Here is a 24089-nt window from a genome sequence, read left to right on the forward strand (position 1 = left end):
GTGTTTAAAATTTCCCAGGTATTATTTTTTCTGGGATTCCGTATGCCGTTTAATAGCCTGAAAACTTTCTGTGCTGATAACATGCTCAATACGGCAGGCGTCTTCGGCGGCAACCTGGGGGTCCACGCCCAGATGTACCAGCCAGGCGCTTAAAAGCTCATGACGCTCATATATTTTTTCCGCAATAGCGCGTCCGGCTTCTGTCAGTGTGATAAAGCCCTCCCGGTCCACGTTGATGTATCCGTTTACACGGAGATTTTTCATAGCAACGCTGACGCTGGGTTTAGAAAAAGAAAGCTCGTTGGCAATATCTATGGAACGCACCTGAGGTTTTCGTTTTCCGATAACCAGAATGGTCTCCAGGTAGTTTTCGGCGGATTCATGTATTTCCATGTTGTTGCTCCTTCCGTAAAATATACTATTAACAGGATAGCATATTTTGTTTGGGAGTTCAAACAAAAAAACAGATATCGGGAAAAGCAGAGGAAAATCCGGTGGATATATGGAAAGAGAAATTCCTTGCAAAATTTCCCGTGATACTATAAAATGCAGAAGTGATTTTGCAAAAAATGTGAAAGGAGACATGCATGTCAAATAGAAAAACAGAAGTTGTCTGCCCTCTGATTTTTGCTAACCGTATCATAGGCGGGAAGTGGAAAATGAGAATTCTGTGGCATATTATTCACGGAGAGAACCGGTTTGGAATTCTGAAAAAGTGTATACCGGAAATTTCGGAAAAGGTGCTTTATACCAATCTCCGGGAACTGGAGGAAGAGGGAATTTTGCATAAAGAGGTGGTGAAGGAGCAAAAGCCGGCCATTGTGTTTTATCATCTTAATGAAGAATATATGGAAATAAAAGAAATCTTATGTGCCATCTGTAAGCTGGCGAAACGGCATGCCGACAAAAACGGAGAACCGATACAGGAAGGTACTTACCAGAAAGTAAGGTATTGCACGGAGGGGCCGGATTGTGTATAGTTATCCACGAACCGCGTAACCGGGCAAAATTTTTTTGAGCCTGGGTTAGCCTCAGCTAACAAAAGCGCGGATGAAAACAACGGGAGGTGTCATGATAAGAAAACATTTATCAACGATTCTCTTATTTTCGGTTCTGGCAGTGCTGGCTGTGGTATCTTTGTTCATCGGTGTCATTGATACAGATTTATCCTCTCTGCTTACAGGAGAACCGGAAGTATGGAAAGTATTTCTGATTTCCAGAATACCGCGGCTTTTGGCGATTTTGTGTACCGGAATCGGTATGAGCACCGCAGGGTTGATTATGCAGCAGCTGTGTATGAATAAATTTGTATCCCCATCTACGGGGGCTACGATTTCCTCTGCGCAGTTTGGAATTTTGCTGGCCCTGGTGTTTCTTCCCAATTCCACATTGTGGGGAAGAGCGTTTTTTGCCTTTACAGCAGCAATTCTGGGAACCTGGATTTTTGTCTGGTTTATCCAGCGAATACAATTTAAAGATGTGGTTCTGGTTCCGCTTGTGGGAATTATGTTCGGAAACGTCATTGGAGGACTTACGAATTTTCTGGCATACAAGTATGAAATGACCCAGGCGTTATCTACCTGGCTGGTAGGGCATTTTTCCATGGTGCTCAGAGGACGGTATGAAATTGTGTACATGACCGTGCCTCTGGTGATTCTGGCTTTTGTCTTTGCCAATCATTTTAACATTGTGGGGCTGGGAAGAGATTTTTCTAAAAACCTGGGAATTCCCTATAATCTTGTGCTCTTTATGGGAATTACCATTGCGGCTATGATTACGGCGTCTGTGGTGGTTGTGGTAGGTTCGATTTCCTATATCGGTCTGATTGTTCCAAACATTGTAGCCATGTTTAAGGGGGACAAGATTCGGGGGACTTTAATCGATACTGCACTTTTCGGAGCTTTGTTTGTTCTGGTGTGCGACATCATCGGAAGAGTGGTGATTATGCCTTACGAACTTCCTATAGAACTGATTGTGGGAAGTCTGGGCAGCATATTGTTTATTTTACTGCTGTTATACCGTCTGAAAAACGGAAGAAAAGCCATTCGGCTGGGAAAAGGAGGGACTGGACATGGGCAGTGCGGTGCATAAAGCAAATAAAAGAAAGCTGTTCCTTATGCTGCTGTTGGTTGCAGTGGCGGCAGCAGCCTATCTGACTGTGGATGTTTCTTTTTCCAATGAAAGGCTGTTTCGCTACGCCATGAAAATCCGGATTCCCAAGCTGATCGTTATGCTGATTACAGCCTTTGCAATCGGGGGTGCGTCTATTGTCTTTCAGTCCATTATCAACAATACCATTGTAACACCCTGCCTTTTGGGTATGAATTCCCTGTATACGCTGATTCATACGGCTGTGGTCTTTGTGGCAGGCTCAGGAAGCTTTCTGGTGGTAAACGCCAATGTTTCCTTTGCCGTAGATTTGACACTGATGGGCATAGCGGCTACGGTGATTTACAGTTATCTTTTTAAGAAAACCAAGAACAACATTCTGTATGTTCTGCTTATCGGAACCGTGCTGACATCCTTTTTCGGAAGTATTCAGAGCACGCTTATCCGGGTGATGGATCCCAATGAATACGACAGCCTTCTGGCAACGTTGGTGGCCAGCTTCAGTAATGTAAATTCGGAGATTATTCTGTTCTCTCTGGTGCTTCTGGGAATGATTATATTCTGGCTTCGCAGGGAACTGGCGCTTCTGGATGTGCTGACACTGGGGCGGGACCAGGCCATTAATCTGGGAGTGGACTATGACCGTGCCATCCGCAAACTTCTGCTGGGAGTAGCCCTTTGTATTGCCGTAGCCACAGCTATGGTAGGACCGATTTCCTTCCTGGGACTGATTATTGCCAATTTATCCCGGCAGCTTATGCGGACTTACCGACATTCCCAGCTGATTCTGGGGTCTGCCCTCTTTGGCATGATTGTACTGGTAGGCGGGCAGATGATTGTGGAACAGGTATTTGTATACGCAGTTCCGGTCAGCGTATTTATTACAGTAGGAGGAGGAATTTATTTCCTGTATCTTCTGCTGAGAAGAGGAGGTGTCAGACAGTGAAAATTCAGGAACTGAAGAAAGAATATGACGGGAAAACCGTGGTGGATTCCGTATCCTTTGAGATTCATAAGGGAAAGGTGACAGCCCTGATTGGACCTAATGGGGCAGGAAAGTCTACGGTTATGAGTATGATTTCCCGGCTGATTGCAAAGGATGAAGGGCTGATAGAATTAGAGGAAAAAAGTCTGGAGAACTGGAAAAGCAGGGAACTGTCCAAACATCTTGCGATTCTCACACAGAGCAACCATATCCAGATGAAACTGACGGTGAAAGAGCTGGTTGCCTTCGGACGCTTTCCTCATACAGGCGGAAGACTTACCCCGAAGGACAGGGAAATCATCGACCAGGCTATCGATTATATGGAATTAAAAGAATTTGAAGACCGTTTTCTGGACGAACTTTCCGGCGGACAGCGGCAGAGAGCCTATATTGCCATGGTTATTGCCCAGGATACCCAGTATGTGCTTTTAGATGAGCCCACCAACAATCTGGATATTTATCATGCTACCAACATGATGAAAATGGTGCGAAAATTAAGTGATGAACTGGGAAAAACCGTGATTTTGGTCCTTCATGAAATTAATTATGCCTCTTTCTATTCCGATTATATCTGTGCTTTTAAAAACGGAAAAATTGCAAAGTACGGAACCGTAAAAGAAGTGATTCAAAAAGAGGTGCTTTCGGAAATTTATCAGGTGGACTTTGAGATTATGGAAATCGAAGGGAAACCATTGTGTATTTATTATTAACTATCAACGAGAAATGACAGAGAAAAGGAGACAAAGAATGAAAAAATTTGCAGGTGTATTACTGGCAGGAGTGATGGCTGTGGGATTGACAGCCTGCGGACAGAGCGAGGACACACAGAAGGACACGAAAGAAACAGCAGCAGAAATGTCAGGGGTAACGGAAAAAGAAACAGAGACACCGGAAAGTATTACGATTAAATCTCTGAATGCCAATCAGGAAGAGGTGGATTTAGAGGTGCCGTATGACCCGGAAAGAATTGCTGTGCTGGATATGGCGTCACTGGATATTCTGGACAATCTGGAACTGGGAGACCGCGTAGTCGGCTCTGCGACTACGTCTTTGGACTACCTGACAGATTATGTGGATAATGACAAGGTGACAAATCTGGGAACGATCAAAGAGGCGGATATGGAAGCGGTCATGGAGTGTGACCCGGATGTTATCTTTATTGGCGGACGCCTGGCTTCCTCCTATGATGCTTTAAGCGAAATTGCGCCTTTGGTGTATCTTTCTACAGACAGTGACCTGGGTGTGGTAAAAAGCGTGAAAAAGAATGCAGAAACCATTGCTTCTATGTTTGGTCTGGAAGATGAAGTGCAGAACAAAACAGAAGGATTTGACGAAAGAATTGCGGCGCTGGCTGAAAAAGCAAAGGGAAAAACAGCTTTGGTGGGTATGACGACAAGCGGCAGCTTTAACCTGATGGGCAATGACGGAAGATGCTCTGTGATTGGTGTGGAAGTGGGCTTTGACAATCTCACAGCCACAGAAAGCACTTCTACCCATGGCAATGAGGCTTCCTTTGAAACCGTTGTAGAGAAAAATCCGGACTACATTTTTGTTATGGACCGGGACAGCGCTATTGGGGCAGACGGGGCACAGACAGCAAAGGAAATCATGGAAAATGAACTGATTATGGGAACTGACGCTTATAAAAACGGACATCTGGTGTATCTGGAGCATCCGGCTGTCTGGTATACAGCAGAAGGCGGCATTACAGCGCTGGATATTATGATTTCAGATTTGGAAGACAGTATTTAAGACAGCTTTCATGTGGACTATGGTAAATGATGTTATACAGGCGGACCGTTTGTGTATAAAAGTATGGAGCAGGAAATCTGGAAACAGATATCCTGCTTTTTATATAGGTAAATCTGTGAGATTTCATTATCCAGGCACAAAGGTACAGGAACTAAAAGTCTATTTAAAATAATATGTTGGTATAACATAAGAAAGTATGTTACAATCATGGCAGCAAAAAAGGTGGTGGAAGAAACGATGATAGAAATATTAGACGGCATGTATGAAACCATTAACTACGGAGATTCTCTGGGAATCCGGCTGTTTCATAATGATGAATATGAGGATTATCCTGAACACTGGCATACCGGGATTGAGATGATTATGCCTGTGGAAAATGGGTATACGGTCTGCGCAGGCAAGGAAAATTATGAACTTAGAGAAAATGATGTAATTATTATTAATACCGGAGTACTCCACAGTCTGAAAGCACCGGAAACAGGCAAAAGAATTATCCTGCAGTTCAGTGCTTCCTTGCTGTATTCAGTAAAGGAAATGGAGACCCTGCTGGCTTTGCTGCCTCCCATTGTGTATATTCCTTATGATGCAAAGGACGAAAAACTGTATGAATTTGTGCGGAGCAGAATGGACAGGATTGTGACGGAATATGATGAGAAGAAGACGTTTCGGGAATCCCTTATCTATGCCCAGCTGATTGAAATGTTTGTGACTTTGGGCAGAGTGGTTATGGAAGGGCTGTATGAGAAAAATGAGATTGTGTCGGACGGTCAGGCGACGAAGCATAAGGAGTATATGGAGACTGTTATGGGAGCCTGTAATTACATCAACCAGCACTATCAGGAAAATATTACGCTGGAAGAGGTGGCGTCTGTCAGTGGGTTTTCCAAATTCCATTTCACCAGAATTTTCAAACAGTGTATGGATATGACGTTCTATGAATATCTGAACGAGAGACGGATTACTAAAGCGGAGGAGCTGCTCTATACCACTGTGCTCAGTGTGACGGACATTGCCATGCAGTCAGGCTTTTCCTCTATCAGCGCCTTTAACCGGACATTTAAGACCATGAAAGGATGTTCGCCCAGCGAATACAGAAATAAGCTGTTTGTTTCTAAAGAGTAATCTTTCCCGAAAGATTACTCTTTTATAAAAGCCTTATCTGCCTCCGGAATACCGGATTCCTCAGATATATAACGTTCTACTTTCATATGTAAGTCGTATTTTTCCCGAAGTTCTGCAATTTTTGTCATCATAGGGGAGCCATGATGAACATCTAATGCATGCTGGTCTTTCCAACTGTCAATTAAAAGCACGGTTTCCTTATCCTTCATGGGAAAAAAATATTCATATCGAAGATTTCCTTCTTCTGCACAAATAGCATCCACCACTCCGTTTGCAATCATTTCTTCTGCAAATTTTTTCGCATTTCCATTTTTTCCGCTGTAATAAATATTCACTGTAATAGCCATTTTTTTACCTCCGTTTGTTTCTGTCTGTTATTTATTTTACCATAAGGCAGGATAATCGTCTACTTTGCCGTTTTGCACAAAAACTAAATATATTTCAGCAGAAAAAAGCAAGAAATGCACAGAAAGAGGCAAGATTTCAGCGGTGTATCAGACAGAAACAGGATATGATAGAGAAAATGGAAAAACTATGCCGGAAAGGGAAAAGGTAAGACAAAGAAGAGGTTAAAGGAGTGTGGAATATATGAGTACATATGGAATCAGGCTTCCGAAATTGCTGCAGAAGGGCTGTGTCCTGCAGCGGGGAGAGAAAACCAGAGTCTGGGGCTGGTGTGACCCGGGACAGGAGGTGCAGATTCAGTTACAGGGAAAGAATGGAAGCGCTTTGGCAGACGCGCAGGGACGCTTTGAAGCATACCTGGAAAATCTGCTGCCGGGCGGTCCGTTTACATTAAAGCTGCAGGCAGGCACAGAAATGCAGGAAGTGACACCGGTGTATGTAGGAGATGTGTTTGTCTGCGCAGGACAGTCCAATATGGAACTGCCTATGAACCGGGTACAGGAGCGCTATCCGGAGGAATTTGCAAAAGGAGGATGTCCGGGGATTTTCGTTTATAAGGCTGTGGAAGACGCAGAGTTTACTGCGCCGCTTGAGGACCACCGGGAAGGGGCCTGGCATACCTGCATGGGAGAAGAATTACAGGATGTTTCTGCCTTTTCCTACTTTTTCGGAAAATTTGTGAAAGAAAAATATAAGATACCGGTAGGAATCATCAATACCAGTCTGGGAGGAACTCCGGCAGAGGCCTGGACAAGCAGAGAGGGGCTGCAGGATTACCCGGAGCTTTTGGCAAAGACCGCGTATTACCGGGACAAAGGCTTTCGGGAACAGTATCAGAAAGGACAGGACGAGCGGGAGAAGCAGTGGCACGAGGCTCTTGCAGAGCAGGAAACAAAGACGGCAGAGGCGCCCTGGCAGAAACTGCAGGTTCCGGGGATTTTCGCAGACCAGGGACTGGATCATTTTTCCGGTCTGGTATGGCTGAAAAGAGAGTTTGAGATAGCGGAAGGCGCAGGTGAGGCCGGGCTTTTGCGTCTGGGGACTTTGACAGAAAGCGATAAGACTTATATCAACGGAGTAATGGTAGGTGAGACAGGCTACCGCTATCCGCCCCGCCGCTACCAGATTCCCGAAGGACTTTTGAAAAAGGGAAAAAATGAAATTGCAATCCGCCTTGTGGTGCGGGAAGGAAATGGCAGGGTAACGCCGGAAAAGGCCTATGAACTTGTGACAAAGACGGGAGTGCGCATTCCTCTGGAAGGAACCTGGGACTGCCAGATTCGGGCGGTGTCCCAGCCGGGACAGGAACTGATTTTCTTCAGCCGTATACCTTCGGTCATGTTTCAGGGAATGACGGCCCCCTGTCTGCCCTATACGGTAAAAGGTGCGGTCTGGTATCAGGGAGAATCCAATGACGTGGCGCCGGATTCTTATGAAGCACTTTTAAAAAACATGATAAGGGACTGGAGAGCGCACTGGAAACAGGAAAAGCTGCCCTTTATCATTATCCAGCTTCCAAACTGTGATGTGGATATTGCGCCGGGAGAGGCCTGGCCGAAAATCCGGCAGGCACAGAGCCGGGCAGGAGAACTTTGTGACACGGCGGTGACCGTGAATCTGGATTTGGGAGAAGATTATGACCTGCACCCATTGAATAAAGAAGGGGTGGCCCGAAGAGCCTTTCTGGCGGCGCAGAGCTTGATTTATAAAGAAAATGTGGTATGGGAAGGCCCTGTACTGGAGGAGATAAAACAGCAGGAAAGAGATTGGATACTACAGTTTGATACCAGAGACGGGAATGCGTTGGAGCCTCAGGGAAAGACGCTGGAACAGGTTTTTGAAATCATGGATGAAAAAGGAAACATACAGAGCGTACCGGGACTGGTTTGCGAAAACCGGGTGATACTGAAATGTCAAGATACAGAAACGGTAAAAGCAGTGCGGTATGCATGGAAATCCGCGCCGGGAAAAGAACTTCTGTACAACCGGGCGGGACTGCCGGCAGGGCCGTTTTGCAGAGAAACAGAAAGAAGGGAGCGTTAGGCATATGAGATTATTTAACGATAACTGGGAGTTCAGCAAGCAGCCGCTGCATACTTCTTTAGAGGAAATGGAAACACGCAAAGAGGATTTTCAGCCTGTGGGAATTCCCCATGACTGGCTGATTTATCAGGCACAGGACTTGTATGAGGACGGAACTGGCTGGTACAGAAAGCAGTTTTCCTGGGAAAAGAAAGAAGGGGAGCAGGTAGTTCTGCGCTTTGACGGTATTTACATGGACAGTACCCTTTATGTAAACAAAAAAGAAGTTTGTCAGTGGAAATACGGATATTCCACGTTTGAGGTGGAAATTACAGAATTTCTGCAGAATGGAGAAAATGAACTTCTGGTATCCGCAAACTTCCAGGCGCCCAACAGCCGCTGGTACTCCGGGGCAGGGATTTACCGTGATGTATGGCTGAAAACCAGAGGCAGGGAACATCTTGTGTCTGACGGTATCTATTTCAGTGGAAAACTTCTGGAAAACAACTGCTGGAATGTGGAAATCGAGACGGAAATTGTGGGCAGAAATCTTACGCTGGACTATGCGCTGCGGCGAAAGGGCACAGAAGCGTGGAGCATGCTCACGGGAAATGAAAAAAGTACAGAAGCAGACAAAGAGAGCAAAGTTCTCTTTCAGTGTACGGTACAAGACCCGGCTGTCTGGGACATTGCACATCCCCACTGCTATGAACTGCGGGTAAGGCTGAAAAGAGACGAAGAAATCCTGGACAGCCAGATACAGACGGTAGGCTTTCGTACCCTTGGGTTTAACCCGGACAAAGGATTTCTTTTAAACGGCAGAAAGGTGAAACTGCAGGGTGTTTGTGAACATCACGATTTGGGCTGTCTGGGAGCAGCTTACCACAGCCAGGCCATGAGAAGAAAGTTTGAAATTTTAAAGGACATGGGGGTCAATGCAGTGCGGACTTCCCACAATATGCCCGCTCCTGACCTTATGGAAATGGCAGATGAGATGGGAATTTTAATCGTATCGGAATCCTTTGATATGTGGGAATCTTCCAAGACACCTTATGATTACGCCCGTTTTTTCCCGCAGTGGTATGAACGGGACATAAAATCCTGGGTGAAGAGAGACCGGAATCACCCAAGTCTGATTCTCTGGAGTATCGGAAATGAGATTTATGATACCCATATCAGTGAAAAGGGCCAGGAGTGGACCAGAATACTGATGGACGAAGTAGAGAAATATGACCCGAAAAAGAATGCAGCCATTACCATTGGTTCTAATTATATGCCCTGGGAAAATGCGCAGAAGTGTGCAGATATTGTAAAAATTGCAGGCTATAATTATGGAGAAAAATATTACGACAAACACCATGCAGAACATCCGGACTGGATTCTTTACGGCAGCGAGACGGGGTCCATTGTACAGAGCCGTGGAATTTACCATTTCCCTTACCAGCAGTCTGTGCTGGCCGATGAAGATGAGCAGTGTTCTTCTTTGGGAAACTCCACCACAAGCTGGGGAGCAGAGTCTACGGAAGCCTGCCTGCTGGCAGAAAGAGACCACGAATTTTCCTGCGGGCAATTTGTGTGGACCGGGTTTGATTATATCGGAGAGCCTACGCCGTATCACACCAGAAATTCTTACTTTGGTCAGATAGATACTGCAGGATTTCCAAAAGATGCCTATTATATTTATCAGGCGGGCTGGACGGATTACCGGGAAAACCCCATGGTACATATTTTCCCGTACTGGGATTTCAACGAAGGGCAGTTTATTGACCTGCGGGTATGCTCCAATGCCCCGGTTGTGGAGGTTTTCTTCAACGGAAAGACCCAGGGAACCTTTTCTATTGACCATGAACACGGCACAGACCTTACAGGCCACTGGCAGCTTCCTTATAAGGAAGGAGAAATCTGTGCTATTGCCTGTGATGAGACCGGAAAAATCATTGCAAAGGAAGTGCGGTATTCTTTTGGAGAAGGCACAGAGCTCTGTGTGAAATGCGACCGTGAGGAGCTGAAGGCAAATGGAGAGGATTTGCTGTTTGCAGAGATCTCCGTAAAAGATAAAAACGGTTATCCTGTGGAAAATGCCAACAACCGGGTGCATATTTCTGTGGAAGGTGCAGGCGCACTGGCTGGTACGGACAATGGCGACAGCACGGATACCGATGGATATAAAGATTACAGCCGACGTCTGTTTTCCGGAAAACTGCTGGCTGTGTGCAAGGCAGGATGTGAGCCGGGAGTATTGAAGCTGACGGTTACTGCGCCGGGACTGAAACCTGCGGTGGTATCCATACCTGTGGTACAGGCAGAGGTCAGAGAAGGTATCAGTCCTCTGGCTTATCTGGCAGGGGAAGATTTGACAAAAGAAAAACCGGTTCCTATAGAAGAAATTCCTGTGCGCAATATCCGCATGGTGAGCAGCAATGGTCTGCATTTGTATGCAGAAAATCTGGAAACGGAGGTACAGGCTTATCTCTGCCCGGAAAATGCCACAGACCGGGAAGTGTTCTGGAGTGTGGTGGATGACGGAGGTATTCCGCTGAAAATCGCAGAAATTGAGCCGGATGGACGGAAAGTGAAGGTGCGGGCCAAGAGTGACGGCTCCTTCCGTCTGCGCTGTATGTCCAAATGCGGAACCGATAAGATACGAATTATTTCTCAGCTGGAGTTTATGATAAGCGGACTGGGAACGGCTTTTACCAATCCCTATGAGTTTGTCAGCGCCGGACTTTACAACTACAGCAAAGGCGATATCGGAAACGGCAATGAGCACGGGGTTGCCACAGCCAGAGACGGGGAGAGCCAGGTAGGCTTTCGGGATATTGATTTTGGCCCTTACGGTTCAGACGAAATTATCCTTCCTATTTTTGCTCTTACGGATGACCCTTATGAAATTCAGATTTATGAGGGGATTCCGGAAGAAGGCGGAGAGCTGATTGCGGATGTGATTTATCAGAAGCCAAAGATGTGGAATGTGTACCAGGAGGCAGTCTATAAGCTGAACAAACGGTTGAAAGGCGTTACGGGAATCTGCTTTGTGGTAAAAGAGAAGCTTCATATAAAAGGATTCCGGTTTAAGAAGTACAACCGGGCATGGCAGCAGGTGCCGGTGACAGAGTGCGACCGGATTTACGGGGATAGTTTTGAAAGACAGGAGGAGGCTATCTGCAAAATCGGAAATAATGTAACCATAGAATTTGAAAATCTGGAATTCGGAGACCAAGGGGCAGGAAAACTGATTCTGTGCGGCTCCACACCTCTGGAGAAAAATACCATCATTGTGCGGTTTATCAGTGATGGAAAGGAAGAACGGCAGATGCTGGAATTTGCAGGAGGACAGGAAACACAGGAGTTTGTCTTAAAACCGGTATATGGGACAAAAACCGTCAGTTTTGTCTTTCTTCCGGGCAGCAGCTTTGATTTCCGCTGGTTTTGCTTTAAAAAACAGGGCGAAAAGTAAATAATCTGCACAATATTTGCGCAGTACCTCAAAACATCACGCAATATCTGCATAAATTTTGGCAATAATAGGTGAGTGCCAGAGAAAAATATCACCTATAATATATCTTAGAAAAGCAAAAAAGTGTACAACATAACAGGAAAAATGAAATAAATCCGTGAAAGTTGAACAAAAGCAGCAGGAGGAAAAGAGATGGGATATGAAAGTGCATGGCTGTCTTATAAAGAAAACCATACGTTGAAAATACCCTGGAATGGCAGCAAGATTTATGCAGATACATGGGGAAAGACCATAGAAGCCGCTGTGACAGAACTGCAAAGAGCAGTGAAAGAAATCTGCGGTATGGATATGGGAATCACCGGACAGGAAGAGGAAGCAGGAATTCTTCTGAAAAAGGAGCAGGATAATGCTCTGGGAGAAGAGGGGTATAAAATACAGTGCCGGGACGGCAGACTGACTGTGACTTCCCAAGGGGAAAAGGGACTGCTTTACGGCAGCTTCGCCTGTATCCGTATGCTGCAGACAAAAGAAGAGTTTTCGGCGGAAGAAAAAACAGAGAAGCCTTCCGCTCCCCTCCGAATGTTGAATCACTGGGACAACATGGACGGTTCCATTGAAAGAGGGTATTCGGGAAACTCGTTTTTCTTTGAAGACAATAAAATTCTGGTAAATGAAAGAACCAGAGACTATGCCAGACTGGCAGCTTCTGTGGGAATCAACGGAGTGGTGATTAACAATGTGAACGTGAAAGACCGGGCAACCTGGCTGATTGATGAGGTTTACCAGAAGGAACTGCAGCGGATGAGCGAAATCTTTGAGACTTACGGAATTCAGCTGTTTTTGAGTCTGAACTTTGCAGCGCCTATGGAATTGGGAAATCTAGACAGCGCAGATCCCTGTAAGGAAGCGGTGCAGCAGTGGTGGAACGATAAAATGCAGGAGCTCTATACCAGACTTCCCAACCTGGGCGGCTTTTTGGTAAAGGCTGACTCCGAGGGAAGACCGGGGCCTTTCACCTACGGAAGAACCCATGCAGACGGAGCCAATATGCTGGCTGATGCCGTGGCGCCCTATCATGGAAAGATTATTTGGCGGTGTTTTGTTTACAACTGTCAGCAGGACTGGAGAGACCGGAAAACAGACCGTGCCAGATCAGGATATGACAACTTCAGACCTTTGGACGGACAGTTTAGGGAAAATGTTATCCTGCAGGTGAAAAACGGACCTATGGATTTCCAGGTAAGAGAGCCGGTATCTCCCCTTTTCGGAGGTATGGAAAAGACCAATGAAATGCTGGAAGTACAGATTGCACAGGAGTATACAGGGCAGCAGAGACATGTCTGTTACCTCATTCCCATGTTTCAGGAAGTGTTAAAGTTCCGTACTTACTGTCAGGAAGACAGGGATACGGTGGAAGACATTGTGACAGGAAAAACCATGGGAAACACCAATTGCGGAATCGCAGCAGTGATCAACACCGGAAATGACGAGAACTGGACAGGGCATGATTTGGCGGCAGCCAATTTCTTCGGATTCGGCAGACTGTGTTTCAACACCTCCCTTTCCGCAGAAGAGATAGCGAAAGAATGGATTGTCTGTACCTTTGGTCATGACAGGGAAGTACAGGAAAAGATCTTGCAAATGCTGATGATGTCCTGGAAGACTTATGAAAAGTATACCTCTCCTTTGGGAATCGGCTGGATGGTAAACCCCAATTACCACTATGGTCCCAATGTAGACGGCTACGAATATGACCGATGGGGCACTTACCACCGGGCCGACCACCTGGGGATGGGAGTTTGCCGGGGTAAAAAAGGAACCGGTTACGCACAGCAGTATCGGGAGCCAAATGCTTCCATGTATGAAAATGTGCAGACCTGTCCGGAAGAACTTCTGCTGTTTTTCCACTATGTTCCGTACACCTATCAGCTGAAGACAGGGAAGACCATGATTCAGCATATTTACGACACACATTTTGAAGGCGCCGAAGAGGCGGCCTATATGGCAGACCTCTGGGATTCCCTGGAAGGAAAAATAGAAACAAAAGTTTTTGAGCGAGTGCAGAAACGTCTGGCACATCAGAAAGAGCATGCAAAGGAATGGCGGGACCAGATTAATTCCTATTTTTACCGCAAGAGCATGATTCCGGATGAGAAGCACAGAACGATTTATTAAGAGAAGAGGAAGGAGACGTGGTGCTGATATGACAAAAACAAAAGAAAAAAAGCAGCCTAAAGTCAAATACAAGGAACATTCCCTGTTGAGACATGTAAGAAAAGAATGGAAACTGTATTCCTTTCTGGTAATTCCCATTCTTTACTATGTAATTTTTAAGTACATACCTGTAATCGGAAACATCATTGCCTTTCGCCGTTACCGGGGCGGTTCCAATATCTTAGGTGATTACTGGGTGGGATTCCGTTATTTTGAACAGTTTCTCACAGACCCGGATTTCTGGCAGGCTTTCTGGAACACCCTGCGGTTAAGTATCGGATACCTTCTGGTACGTTTCCCGGCAACCCTGATTTTTGCCCTGCTTTTAAATGAAATCAGAAAGAAATGGTGGAAAAAGACGGTACAGACGGTTTCCTACCTGCCTCACTTTATTTCTCTTGTTGTGCTGTGCGGTATGGTGAAAGAACTTCTGGCTTCTAACGGTCCCATTAACCAGCTCATTGCTTCTTTAGGCGGAGACAAAATCGCATTTATGTCAGAACCTGGATGGTTCGATGCCATTTATATCCTTTCCGGTGTATGGCAGGCGCTTGGCTGGGGCACCATTCTTTACCTGACAGCCATGACCGGTATTAATACCGAACTTTATGAGGCAGCCTCCATGGACGGGGCCAACAAATTCAAGCAGGCTCTTCACGTTACCATACCGGGAATCCTGCCAACCATTATGACGCTTTTGATTATGGATATCGGAGGCATTGTAACCTCAGGAAATATGCAGAAAATCTTGCTTTTGTACAATCCAATGACACAGAGCAGAGCCGACATCATCGGTACTTTGGTATACCGAATGGGTATCAGCCAGGGAAGCTTCAGTTATGCGTCTGCAGTAGGTTTGTTTGAAGGTCTTCTGGGGCTGATACTGGTTAGTATAGCCAACTTCCTGTCCAAGAAACTTACAGAAACATCCCTGTGGTAGAAAGGAGTGTAAACATGAATAGTATAAAACCATCAAAATCTTACAGAGTTTTTCAGGTATTTAATACAGTTCTTATGATTCTTATACTGTTTATTACCTTATATCCATTTGTATATCTGGTTGCACAGTCCTTCAGCAGCGATGCGGCAGTAAGCGCAGGCCAGGTTACCTTCTTTCCGGTAGATTTTACACTGGATACTTACAAGTACCTTTTAAAAGATGATTCTTTCTTTAAATATTACGGAAATACCATTCTTTATACTGTGGTAGGAACGCTTATTTCGGTTATCGGTACCGCGCTGCTGGCTTATCCGCTGTCCAAACCAAGACTGCGGCTGAATAAGTTTTTTACACCGTTTGTGGTATTCACTATGTATTTTACAGGCGGCATTATTCCGAACTATATTTTGGTAACACAGTGGCTGGGGCTGCAGGACAGTATGCTTGCTATTATTCTTCCGGGTGCTATCAGCACTTTTAACCTTCTGGTTATGAAGTCCTTCTTCGCAGGGCTGCCGGAAGAATTGGAGGAAGCGGCTTCCATTGATGGTATGGGCGTGTATGGTATTTTTGTAAAGATTATTCTTCCGTTGTCCAAACCGATTCTGGCAACTATGGCTCTGTTCTATATGGTAGGTATGTGGAACGAATGGTTTGCACCTATGATGTACCTGGATTCCAGAGATAAATGGCCCATTGCTCTTTGGGTAAGACAGCTGGTAGAAGGGGCAAACAATACGGAAATCGGAAGTTCTGCAGAGGCCAGCAGTGTACAGGCGACTTTAAAATCAGCAACCATGGTGCTGACATCCATTCCGATTATCTGTGTCTACCCATTTGTACAGAAATATTTTGTACAGGGTATGACAATCGGTGCAGTAAAAGGTTAATAAAACGGGCAGGACAGTCCGTTGAAAAAATAAGAGGAGGAAAGAGTAAATGAAAAAAAGAGTGATTGCATTGACACTGAGTCTGCTTATGGCAGGCACTACACTTGCAGGCTGCGGCGGAAACAGCAGCTCTAAGGGAGAAGATGGCCCTACAATGTCCGCAGAAGAAGCCGACAAGGATTTGGACTACACCTACGGAGAGGGAGAAACCTTCCATTCTGACGAACCGGTGACATATTCTATGATGTTTTCTGACCATGAGAACTATCCAATGCAGGACGACTGGCTGCTCTGGAGCGCAATTGAAGAGAAGACAAACGTAACCTTTGACTTGACTACGGTTGCAAGAACAGACTACAACGATAAGGTATCCGCGTCTGTAAATAGTGGAAACGCACCGTATATTGTACCAAAAATCTATGATTCCAAGGCATACGAAGACAGTGGACAGGTTGTGGCTATCAGTGACTGGGTACAGTATATGCCGAACTACCAGAAATGTGTGGAAGAATGGGGTCTGGAAGATGACCTGAAACAGATTCTGGCCTCTGACGGAAAATATTACAGACTTCCGGGTATGTGGGAGACCACAGCAGGCGGCTATTCTTTCCTTATCCGTAAGGATGTTTTCGAGGCAGCAGGTGTGGACATGTCTACAGAGCCTACCTGGACCTGGGAAGATTTTTATCAGGCATTAAAGAAAGTAAAAGAGTATACAGGCAGCGATTATGTATGGTCTGACCAGTATCAGTTTGGCTGTACCATGAACCTGGCAGCAAGCGTGTATGGTGTAACCGGCGGTAATTCCCAGGACGGCGGTGACTGGGGATTAAAGGACGGTATGAAATTTGACTTTGACAAGAATGAATTTTACTTTGCAGATACCACAGACGAGTACAAAGAATATCTGACACTGTTTAACAAAATGTATGAAGAAGGAATTTTAGACCCGGAGACCTTTACACAGGACAGTGCACAGGCACAGGCGAAATTCTACAGAGGCGAATCCTATGTGCTGACAGTAAACTATCAGCAGGTTGCAGATATTCAGTCTCAGAACAAGATGCAGGTAGACGGTGCTGATTTATACTTTATGACAACACCGGGAGGTCCGGAAGGACAGATGAAATTATCCAGCTATGCAGGACGTCTGGAAAATGGTATTATGATCACTACCAATGCGCTGGAAGAACTGGGCGAAAAAGAATTCATTAAAATGCTGCGTTTCATTGACTGGCTGTGGTACTCTGACGAAGGTCAGACACTCTGTCTGTGGGGTGTAGAAGGAGAAACTTATACCAAAGATGCAAACGGTACCATTACACTGAATCCGGATATTTACTTTAACGGCATTAATCCAGGTGCGGAAAAACAGTTAAACGTAGACTACGGTTTCGGCGGCGGTGTGTTCGCATACGGCGGTTCCAAGGAGTTACAGTACTCCAAATTCTCAGAAGGTGAGAAAGAGTGGAACGAAAGGATTGACGCCAATAAGGAAAATGCAAAACTGATGCCTCCGGTACTGGCTGATGAGCTGGAGAAAGAAGAGATGAACCTGATTAAGGTGTCTCTCATGGACTATGTCAATACCGCAGCACTGGAATTCATTTCCGGCAAGAGAGATTTAGACAAAGACTGGGATGCTTATGTGGCAGATTGTGAGAGCAAGGGAAGCACCAAATATGTAGACCAGGCAAATGAAATCTTTGAAAGAACAAAAGATACATTAGGTTATTAAGAAAGAGCAATACGCAGAGTAAGGGGCTGCCGCATAAGAATCAGGAGAACTTGAGGGTTATGCGCGGCCCTCTTTCTGTATACGGGAGGATGTAGGAGCATGGTAGAATTTTCCAGAGAAAAAGAAATGGTTTTTTGTATTCCGGCTGAAAAGGAGAAGGGAATTGTAAGAATTGCAGAGAAGGTGGCAAAAGATGTGGAAACGGTGGCTGGCTGCTGTCCGCTGGTTACAGGGGAGAGAGGGCTCTATGAGCAGGGGATTCTTGCGCTTTCTGCAGACAAAGGGGAGGTTTCCCTATGGCTGGAGAAGCAGTTTCCTGCCCTGGCAAAGGTCAGAGGAAAGCGAGAGGTATATGGCTTTTTTCTCGCAGACAGGCCGGTTCTGGGCATAGAAAATTGTCTGGTCATATATGGAAGTGACCGCCTGGGAACCATATACGGGCTGTTTCATCTGTCAGAGATTTTGGGAGTGTCTCCCTGCCATTACTGGGGAGATGTGAAAGCCCCTTCTTATGAAAAAGTATTTTTATGCAGTACAGAAGACGAAGAGAAATTACAGAATAAGGAAAAGCAGTTGTGTCTGTCAGTGCCGGAACAACCTCGGATTTCCAAAGAGCCGTCTGTGAAATACAGAGGATTTTTTATTAACGATGAATGGCCCTGTTTTGGGAATTGGACGTTTTCGCATTTCGGCGGCTTTACAGCAGAGATGTATGACAAGGTGTTTGAATATCTTCTGCGCATGAAGGGAAATTACCTGTGGCCGGCCATGTGGACGTCTTCTTTCCTGGTGGACGGGCCGGGAATGCAGTCTATGGAACTGGCAGATTCCTATGGAATTTATATCGGCATGTCCCACCATGAGCCGTGTATGCGTTCCAGTGAGGAATGGGACATGGTAAAAGGAGAGAAATACGGCAGGGACTGGAGTTATCTAAGTAACCGGGAAGGGCTTTTGGAATACTGGAAAGACGGGCTTCTGCGCAGCAGGGGACATCATGTATTTCCCACCATTGGCATGAGAGGAGAAAGAGACAGCAAGATGATGGGAGAGGCTTCTGTGGCGGACAATATCCGGGTGCTGAAGGACATTCTGACGGACCAGAGAACTCTGATTCGGGAATCTCTGCAGGAGGAAGAAGAGATTCCACAGCTCTTTGCTGTGTATAAGGAAGTGGAAGATTATTATTTCGGGGACAACCAGGCAGAAGGACTGGAACACTTTGAAGAATTGGAGGGTGTTACTTTGCTGCTCTGCGAAGATAATTTCGGCAATATGCGCGCTCTGCCAAAAGAGGAGGAGAGAAGCCGCAAGGGCGGCTTTGGCATGTATTATCATCTGGATTACCATGGCGGTCCGGTTTCCTATGAGTGGGTGGCGTCAGTGCCTCTTACAAAAATCTGGGAGCAGATGACAGAGGCCTATGCATATGGCGTCCGGGAACTCTGGATTGTCAATGTGGGAGATTTGAAGTTTCAGGAATACCCGCTGAACTATTTTATGGAAATGGCCTATGACTTTGATACCTGGGGCAGCGCCCATCCGGAAAGCCCTAAGGCCTATACGGAAAAATGGATTCAGCAGCAGTTTGGCCCGGAAACCTCTCCTGAAGAACGAAACAGCATAAAAAATGTGGTGGAGGAATATATCCGGCTGAATCATCTGCGCCGTCCGGAATCCTGCAGCAGTGAAGTCTATCATCCGGTACATTACCGGGAAGGCAGCCGTATGCGGAGACGGTGTGAGGAATTAGAGGAAACCAATGAAAGGCTGAGAGAAGCGCTGAAAGGAAGAAGCTGTGAAGCGGCTTATTACAGTATGGTTTACTATCCGGCGGCGGCTTCTGCGAATTTGCTGCAGATGCATTTATATGCAGGATTTAACCATCTTTATGCGCGTCAGGGAAAAGCCATTGCCAATCTGATGGGAGAGAAAATGGAGCAGTGCATAGAGCGGGATGAAGCGCTGGCACAGGAGATGGCCGCATTTGCAGAAGGAAAATGGGCAGGTATGGAAATGGCGCTGCACATCGGGTTTACCAACTGGAACAGTGAGGACTGGAGATATCCGGTGCGCCACGTCCTGCGCCTGCCCCAGACACCCAGACTGGTGGTATCCCGCTGGGATGAAGAAGCACATTTTACCAATCAGTATTTTCCCACTCCTCTGGTTATTGAGGATTTTCTGGAGGAGAACAGCAAAGAAGTGGGACTGGAGATTGCCAATGGAGGACAGGGGGAAATCTGCTGGGAAATAAAAGAAACCTGCGACTGGCTTTTGTTTTCTGAAAAAGAGGGAAAAACAGCTTTACAGGACTGTGTTCTCCTGACTGTGGACAGGGAAAAACTGTCTGGCGAGGAAAAGACTTGTACTTTTTATGTGGTGGCAGGGGAAGAAAAGGTTCCGGTGTGTGTAAGGGCGAAAAGAGAGGAACTGCCTGCTCTGCCTGGGCATACAGCCATAAGCAGGAAAGGGATTTTTGCCATAGACGCGGTAAATTATGCGGAGAAAAAGGCCGGGGACTATAAGGGCGAAGCCGCTGAATATGGTTTGCTGACGGATTTTGGGAAATATGGAAGCGGTATGAAGGTATTTCCTGTGACAGCTGCCTTTGATGGAGATTTGCACGCGCCTTCTCTGACCTATGAGCTTTGGAGCAGGAGAGCAGGGAAAGGCAGGCTGCGCCTTTTTACATCTCCGGCTAATCCGCTGGTGTACGGAGGAGAGCTGCGAGTGGGCGTTTCCTGCAATGCCGGCGAGATACAAAGACTTGTGCTTACAGACAGCAGGTATAAAGGCGGAGATAACGACTGCGCTGCCTGGGAGCGCGCTGTGCTGAACCAGGAGCATGTGGCAGAGATGGAAATTTCATTACAAGAAGGCCTCAACCGTATTACCGTGTACGCGGGGGAAGCGGGGATTGTGCTGGAAAGGCTTGTGGTGCTGGAAGGAGATGCGGAAATGGAGGACAGCTATCTGGGGACAGAAAAGTAATTATGGAAAAATTCCATATTTACATCTCCTGATTTTTGTATTAAACTAAGCATAGTATTTTAATACTATAAAAACGTAAAATCTTACAGGAGGAAAGCACATGGGAAAAGTAATCATACCGGAAAATTATCAGTCCTGTTTATCCAGATACGAAACGCAGGAAGCAATCGGTGCCATTAAAAATCTTATGCAGAAAAAGCTGTGTATGGCACTGAAATTAAAGAGGGTGACTGCGCCGCTGTTTGTAGACCCGGCTTCTGGTCTGAACGATGACTTAAATGGCGTGGAACGCCCGGTTACCTTTGATATTCCGGACGCAGGAGTAAATGCACAGGTGGTACATTCTCTGGCGAAATGGAAACGTATGGCGCTGTACCGTTACGATTTTCATGTAGGTAAGGGACTTCTCACCGACATGAACGCAGTACGCAGGGATGAAGAACTGGATAATCTGCATTCTGTTTATGTAGACCAGTGGGACTGGGAAAAAATCATTACCAGAGAAGACCGGAATCTGGAGTACTTGAAAAATACAGTGAATCGTATTGTGGGTGCCATCTGTAATGCCCTGGATGAAATTAAATACCAGTATGAGCATTTGGACACAGAGCTTTCCAGAGAAGTTTCTTTTATTACCACACAGGAACTGGAAGATTTATACCCTGATTTCACACCAAAGGAAAGGGAAAACGCCTATACAAAAGAGCATAAAACCGTGTGCATTATGCAGATTGGAGATGTGCTGGCCTCAGGGCAGAAACATGACGGAAGAGCGCCGGATTATGACGACTGGAAATTAAATTGTGATATTCTCTTCTGGCACGAACCTCTGCAGTGTGCGCTGGAGATTTCTTCCATGGGAATTCGTGTGGACGAAAAAGCCCTGGATGAGCAGCTTACCAAAGCAGGCTGTGATGACAGAAGAAATCTTCCTTTCCACAAAATGCTGCTGGAGGGAAAACTGCCTCTGACCATTGGCGGCGGTATCGGACAGTCCCGGATTTGTATGCTGCTTCTGAAAAAAGCCCATGTGGGAGAGGTGCAGGCCTCTCTTTGGGATGAAGAGACATTGAAAGCCTGTGAAAAGGCGGGAATCGAAATTCTTTAAAAGAAGAACATAAAGAAGGTACGAAAGGACAAAGGACATGATATGAAATGCATAAAGAATTAGAATATGCATTTCGTATCATGTCCTTTTTATAGTTTTAGAAATGTTCATACAACATCAATAGGAAATGTAATCCTGCCATACATATCCTGTCTGATTTTCATAAATAATCCGATACCAGCCATTCTCGCAGATACCCGTAACTCTTACAGAAGCTCCTCCGTCTAACTGTCCCAGAATTTCAGAACCGCTCTGCGCATCGGCCCGGACGTTTACACTGCTGACAATGGTGCCGGTGCCGCTGGTCTGTTCTACGGATACGCCGCTTGCCGGTTCGTCCTGTCCTTCGTCTTCGCTGGTAATAGCAGAGCCGCTGATACCGGTCAGGTTTTCCTCTGCCTTTTCAGCCAGGTTCAGGACACCGGAATTGTCATCTGTAGAGATAATTTTCCGTACCTTTGCCTTGCTGGCATCCCCGTCGGTTACTGCGCCCACATAGACAATGGTAACGCTGTTGCCGGGAATAATGCCGTTTTCCAGTTCCAGGCTGGCGTCAGAGCAGTTGTCAAAAGTCAGTTTTTCTCCCTTATCTGTTTTCAGAGAAAGTTCAGAGCCCGTGAAGCTGGTTAATGTACCGCTTACAGAAGCGGATACTGCATCCAGCTCCGCTTCCTCCTGGGCCTCTTTATCCTTGCCGCAGGCGGACAAAAAGAGAAATCCCATGGTGAAAAGCAGCAGGGCATATTTTTTTGAGAACTGTTTTGCCATAAACAAGACCTCCTGTTTGGTAGAATTTGAAAATAATATACAGCAAAATAATATATCAGTCAAATAACAAAATTATGACGCAAGGAAAAGAGAAACACTCAAGGCTGTGCTTCCCGTTTTTCCAGATGTTTCCGAAAAATCAACAGAAACGCAATGGTGGACATGACAGCGCCGATACCGTCTGCAAGAGGCTGGGCATAAAAGGCGCTTTTGGCTCCAAAGAAGATGGGAAGTACAATGGTAAAAAGCATGTAATCTCCCTTTCGCCAGAGGGAAAGTACCAGGGCTGTTTTGCTTCTTCCAAGAGCGGTAAACCCATCCACAAAGACGTACTGGAAGCTGAGGGGGATAATCATCAGGGTGAAAACACCGATTCCCCAAGTGCAAAGCTGCAGCTGCAGGGCATCTTTGGTGAAAATCCGTATAAAGTATTCCGGCACGATTCTGGAAAGCAGGAACATCAGCGTGGTAAAGCACAGGCAGAGAATTAAGACATATTTTTCCGCTTTCTTTACACGTTTTATGTTTCTGGCTCCGTAATTGTAGCTTAAAATGGCCTGGGTGCCGCTGGAAATTCCCAGCATGGGACCGGTAATCAGCATCATGTAGCTTTGGACAATGGTGGCGCAGGTAATGAGAATATCGCCCTCTTTAGGGCCGCCGTATTTCTGAAGAACGGTATTCAGTACAATGATAATCACGCTGTCCGTAGCCAGAATCAGAAACGGGGAAATTCCCAGACCAATAATTTTTTTCACAATCAGGGGAGAAAATGTCTTCTTCCGAAGCCGCGTAATCTTTATGGGAATTTTCTTCCCTGTGAGGAAACAAAAAGCAAAGGCGCAGGAGGCAAACTGCGCGATAACGGTGGCAATGGCTGCTCCGGCAACTTTCATATCCAGAACGAAGATAAAAACCGGATCCAGAATGATATTGGTAACGGCTCCGATAAGAACGGTTATCATGCCTATGGCCGGAAAGCCCTGGCAGGTAATAAAATAATTCAGCCCGATGGCCAGCAGGGCAAAAAAGGTTCCTGCCGTATAAATCGTCAGGTAGGAGTCAGCATAGGGAAAGGTTGCAGGGCTTGCCCCGAACCAGTTTAGCAAATACCGTTTACTGACCAGAAACAGTACGGTCAGCACCGCAGAAAAAACCACCAGCAGGGCGAAGCTGTGAGCCAGTATGGACTCCGCCTGTTTTTTCCTTCCGGCACCCATGCGCATGGCCATGAGGATAGAACCGCCCAGGCCAATGAGCGTGCCAAAAGAAGTCAGTAAAGTGACAATAGGGCCGCAGACCCCTACGCCGGCCAGCGCAGCGTCCCCGATTTTCGGAATATTTCCGATAAACATACGGTCAATAATGCTGTACAAAACCGTAACAAACTGGGCAATCATGGAGGGAATGGCCAGTTTCAGAACCAGAATGGGAATTCTGTCTTTTCCCAAATCAGTAGTATGTGACATGTTCAAAATCTCCTTCTTTTCCTCTGTATCTGCAAAAAACAGACATAGACTGTATTCATTTTAATACGACTTTCGCAAAAAGGAAAGAGAAAATACTTGCCACTTCTAAAATCTCT

The 24089-nt window shown here is 46.0% G+C and carries 18 protein-coding genes; 14 read left to right on the top strand and 4 right to left on the bottom strand.

Going from position 1 to position 24089, the window contains the following annotated elements; translation table 11 throughout:
- Positions 1-21: 21 nt before the first annotated feature.
- Positions 22-393 (bottom strand): metal-dependent transcriptional regulator, encoded by a 372-nt coding sequence (locus G5A70_RS03640; RefSeq protein ID WP_173748126.1) that lies wholly within the window; start codon positions 391-393, stop codon positions 22-24.
- Positions 394-587: 194 nt separating this feature from the next.
- Here G5A70_RS03640 and G5A70_RS03645 point away from each other — a divergent pair, with 194 nt between their 5' ends.
- The 6 genes from G5A70_RS03645 to G5A70_RS03670 all read left to right on the top strand — a co-directional run bounded on the left by G5A70_RS03645 (position 588) and on the right by G5A70_RS03670 (position 5968).
- On the top strand, positions 588-980 hold the full coding sequence (locus G5A70_RS03645) for a winged helix-turn-helix transcriptional regulator (protein WP_173748128.1): 393 nt from the start codon (positions 588-590) through the stop codon (positions 978-980).
- 91 nt (positions 981-1071) lie between these two features.
- Positions 1072-2091: an ABC transporter permease gene (locus G5A70_RS03650; RefSeq protein ID WP_173748130.1), complete on the top strand. Its 1020-nt coding sequence runs from the start codon at positions 1072-1074 to the stop codon at positions 2089-2091.
- Positions 2072-3055 carry an iron chelate uptake ABC transporter family permease subunit gene (locus G5A70_RS03655; RefSeq protein WP_173748132.1) on the top strand — a complete coding sequence of 328 codons (984 nt, stop codon included), beginning with the start codon at positions 2072-2074 and terminating at the stop codon, positions 3053-3055. Before G5A70_RS03650 ends, G5A70_RS03655 begins: the two co-directional genes overlap by 20 nt.
- Positions 3052-3804, top strand: coding sequence for an ABC transporter ATP-binding protein (locus G5A70_RS03660; RefSeq protein WP_173748139.1), 753 nt, complete (start codon positions 3052-3054; stop codon positions 3802-3804). The genes G5A70_RS03655 and G5A70_RS03660 overlap by 4 nt, the downstream gene beginning before the upstream one ends.
- Positions 3805-3841: 37 nt before the next feature.
- Entirely contained in the window at positions 3842-4846 is a 1005-nt protein-coding gene (locus G5A70_RS03665) for a siderophore ABC transporter substrate-binding protein (RefSeq protein ID WP_173748141.1), read from the top strand.
- A 207-nt stretch (positions 4847-5053) separates the two neighbouring features.
- The gene (locus tag G5A70_RS03670) at positions 5054-5968 is read left to right on the top strand and encodes an AraC family transcriptional regulator (RefSeq protein WP_173748143.1); all 915 of its coding nucleotides are present in this window, start codon (positions 5054-5056) and stop codon (positions 5966-5968) included.
- Positions 5969-5982: 14 nt separating this feature from the next.
- On the opposite strand, the gene G5A70_RS03675 is transcribed toward G5A70_RS03670, so the two are convergent.
- Positions 5983-6315 (bottom strand): antibiotic biosynthesis monooxygenase family protein, encoded by a 333-nt coding sequence (locus tag G5A70_RS03675; protein ID WP_173748145.1) that lies wholly within the window; start codon positions 6313-6315, stop codon positions 5983-5985.
- A 241-nt stretch (positions 6316-6556) separates the two neighbouring features.
- Here G5A70_RS03675 and G5A70_RS03680 point away from each other — a divergent pair, with 241 nt between their 5' ends.
- The 8 genes from G5A70_RS03680 to asnA all read left to right on the top strand — a co-directional run bounded on the left by G5A70_RS03680 (position 6557) and on the right by asnA (position 21736).
- Complete coding sequence (locus G5A70_RS03680) at positions 6557-8416, top strand: sialate O-acetylesterase (protein WP_173748147.1); 1860 nt, start codon at positions 6557-6559, stop codon at positions 8414-8416.
- 4 nt (positions 8417-8420) lie between these two features.
- Positions 8421-11852, top strand: coding sequence for a glycoside hydrolase family 2 TIM barrel-domain containing protein (locus tag G5A70_RS03685; RefSeq protein WP_173748149.1), 3432 nt, complete (start codon positions 8421-8423; stop codon positions 11850-11852).
- 192 nt (positions 11853-12044) lie between these two features.
- Positions 12045-14027, top strand: coding sequence for an alpha-glucuronidase family glycosyl hydrolase (locus G5A70_RS03690; RefSeq protein ID WP_173748151.1), 1983 nt, complete (start codon positions 12045-12047; stop codon positions 14025-14027).
- A gap of 28 nt (positions 14028-14055) precedes the next feature.
- Positions 14056-15006 (top strand): ABC transporter permease, encoded by a 951-nt coding sequence (locus tag G5A70_RS03695; protein WP_173748153.1) that lies wholly within the window; start codon positions 14056-14058, stop codon positions 15004-15006.
- Positions 15007-15020: 14 nt separating this feature from the next.
- Positions 15021-15896, top strand: a complete 876-nt coding sequence (locus G5A70_RS03700; RefSeq protein WP_180211090.1) for a carbohydrate ABC transporter permease — start codon at positions 15021-15023, stop codon at positions 15894-15896.
- 49 nt (positions 15897-15945) lie between these two features.
- Positions 15946-17634: an extracellular solute-binding protein gene (locus G5A70_RS03705; protein WP_173748155.1), complete on the top strand. Its 1689-nt coding sequence runs from the start codon at positions 15946-15948 to the stop codon at positions 17632-17634.
- Positions 17635-17733: 99 nt separating this feature from the next.
- Positions 17734-20628 carry a glycosyl hydrolase 115 family protein gene (locus tag G5A70_RS03710; protein ID WP_173748157.1) on the top strand — a complete coding sequence of 965 codons (2895 nt, stop codon included), beginning with the start codon at positions 17734-17736 and terminating at the stop codon, positions 20626-20628.
- 100 nt (positions 20629-20728) lie between these two features.
- Positions 20729-21736, top strand: a complete 1008-nt coding sequence (gene asnA, locus G5A70_RS03715) for an aspartate--ammonia ligase (protein WP_173748159.1) — start codon at positions 20729-20731, stop codon at positions 21734-21736.
- 117 nt (positions 21737-21853) lie between these two features.
- Here the strand turns inward: asnA and G5A70_RS03720 are convergent, their stop codons facing one another.
- Both G5A70_RS03720 and G5A70_RS03725 read right to left on the bottom strand, forming a co-directional pair.
- Complete coding sequence (locus G5A70_RS03720; RefSeq protein ID WP_173748161.1) at positions 21854-22504, bottom strand: SH3 domain-containing protein; 651 nt, start codon at positions 22502-22504, stop codon at positions 21854-21856.
- A gap of 98 nt (positions 22505-22602) precedes the next feature.
- The gene (locus G5A70_RS03725) at positions 22603-23973 is read right to left on the bottom strand and encodes an MATE family efflux transporter (RefSeq protein ID WP_173748163.1); all 1371 of its coding nucleotides are present in this window, start codon (positions 23971-23973) and stop codon (positions 22603-22605) included.
- Positions 23974-24089: the final 116 nt, after the last annotated feature.

The sequence above is a fragment of the Blautia hansenii genome (assembly GCF_013304445.1).
Lineage (GTDB): Bacteria > Bacillota > Clostridia > Lachnospirales > Lachnospiraceae > Blautia.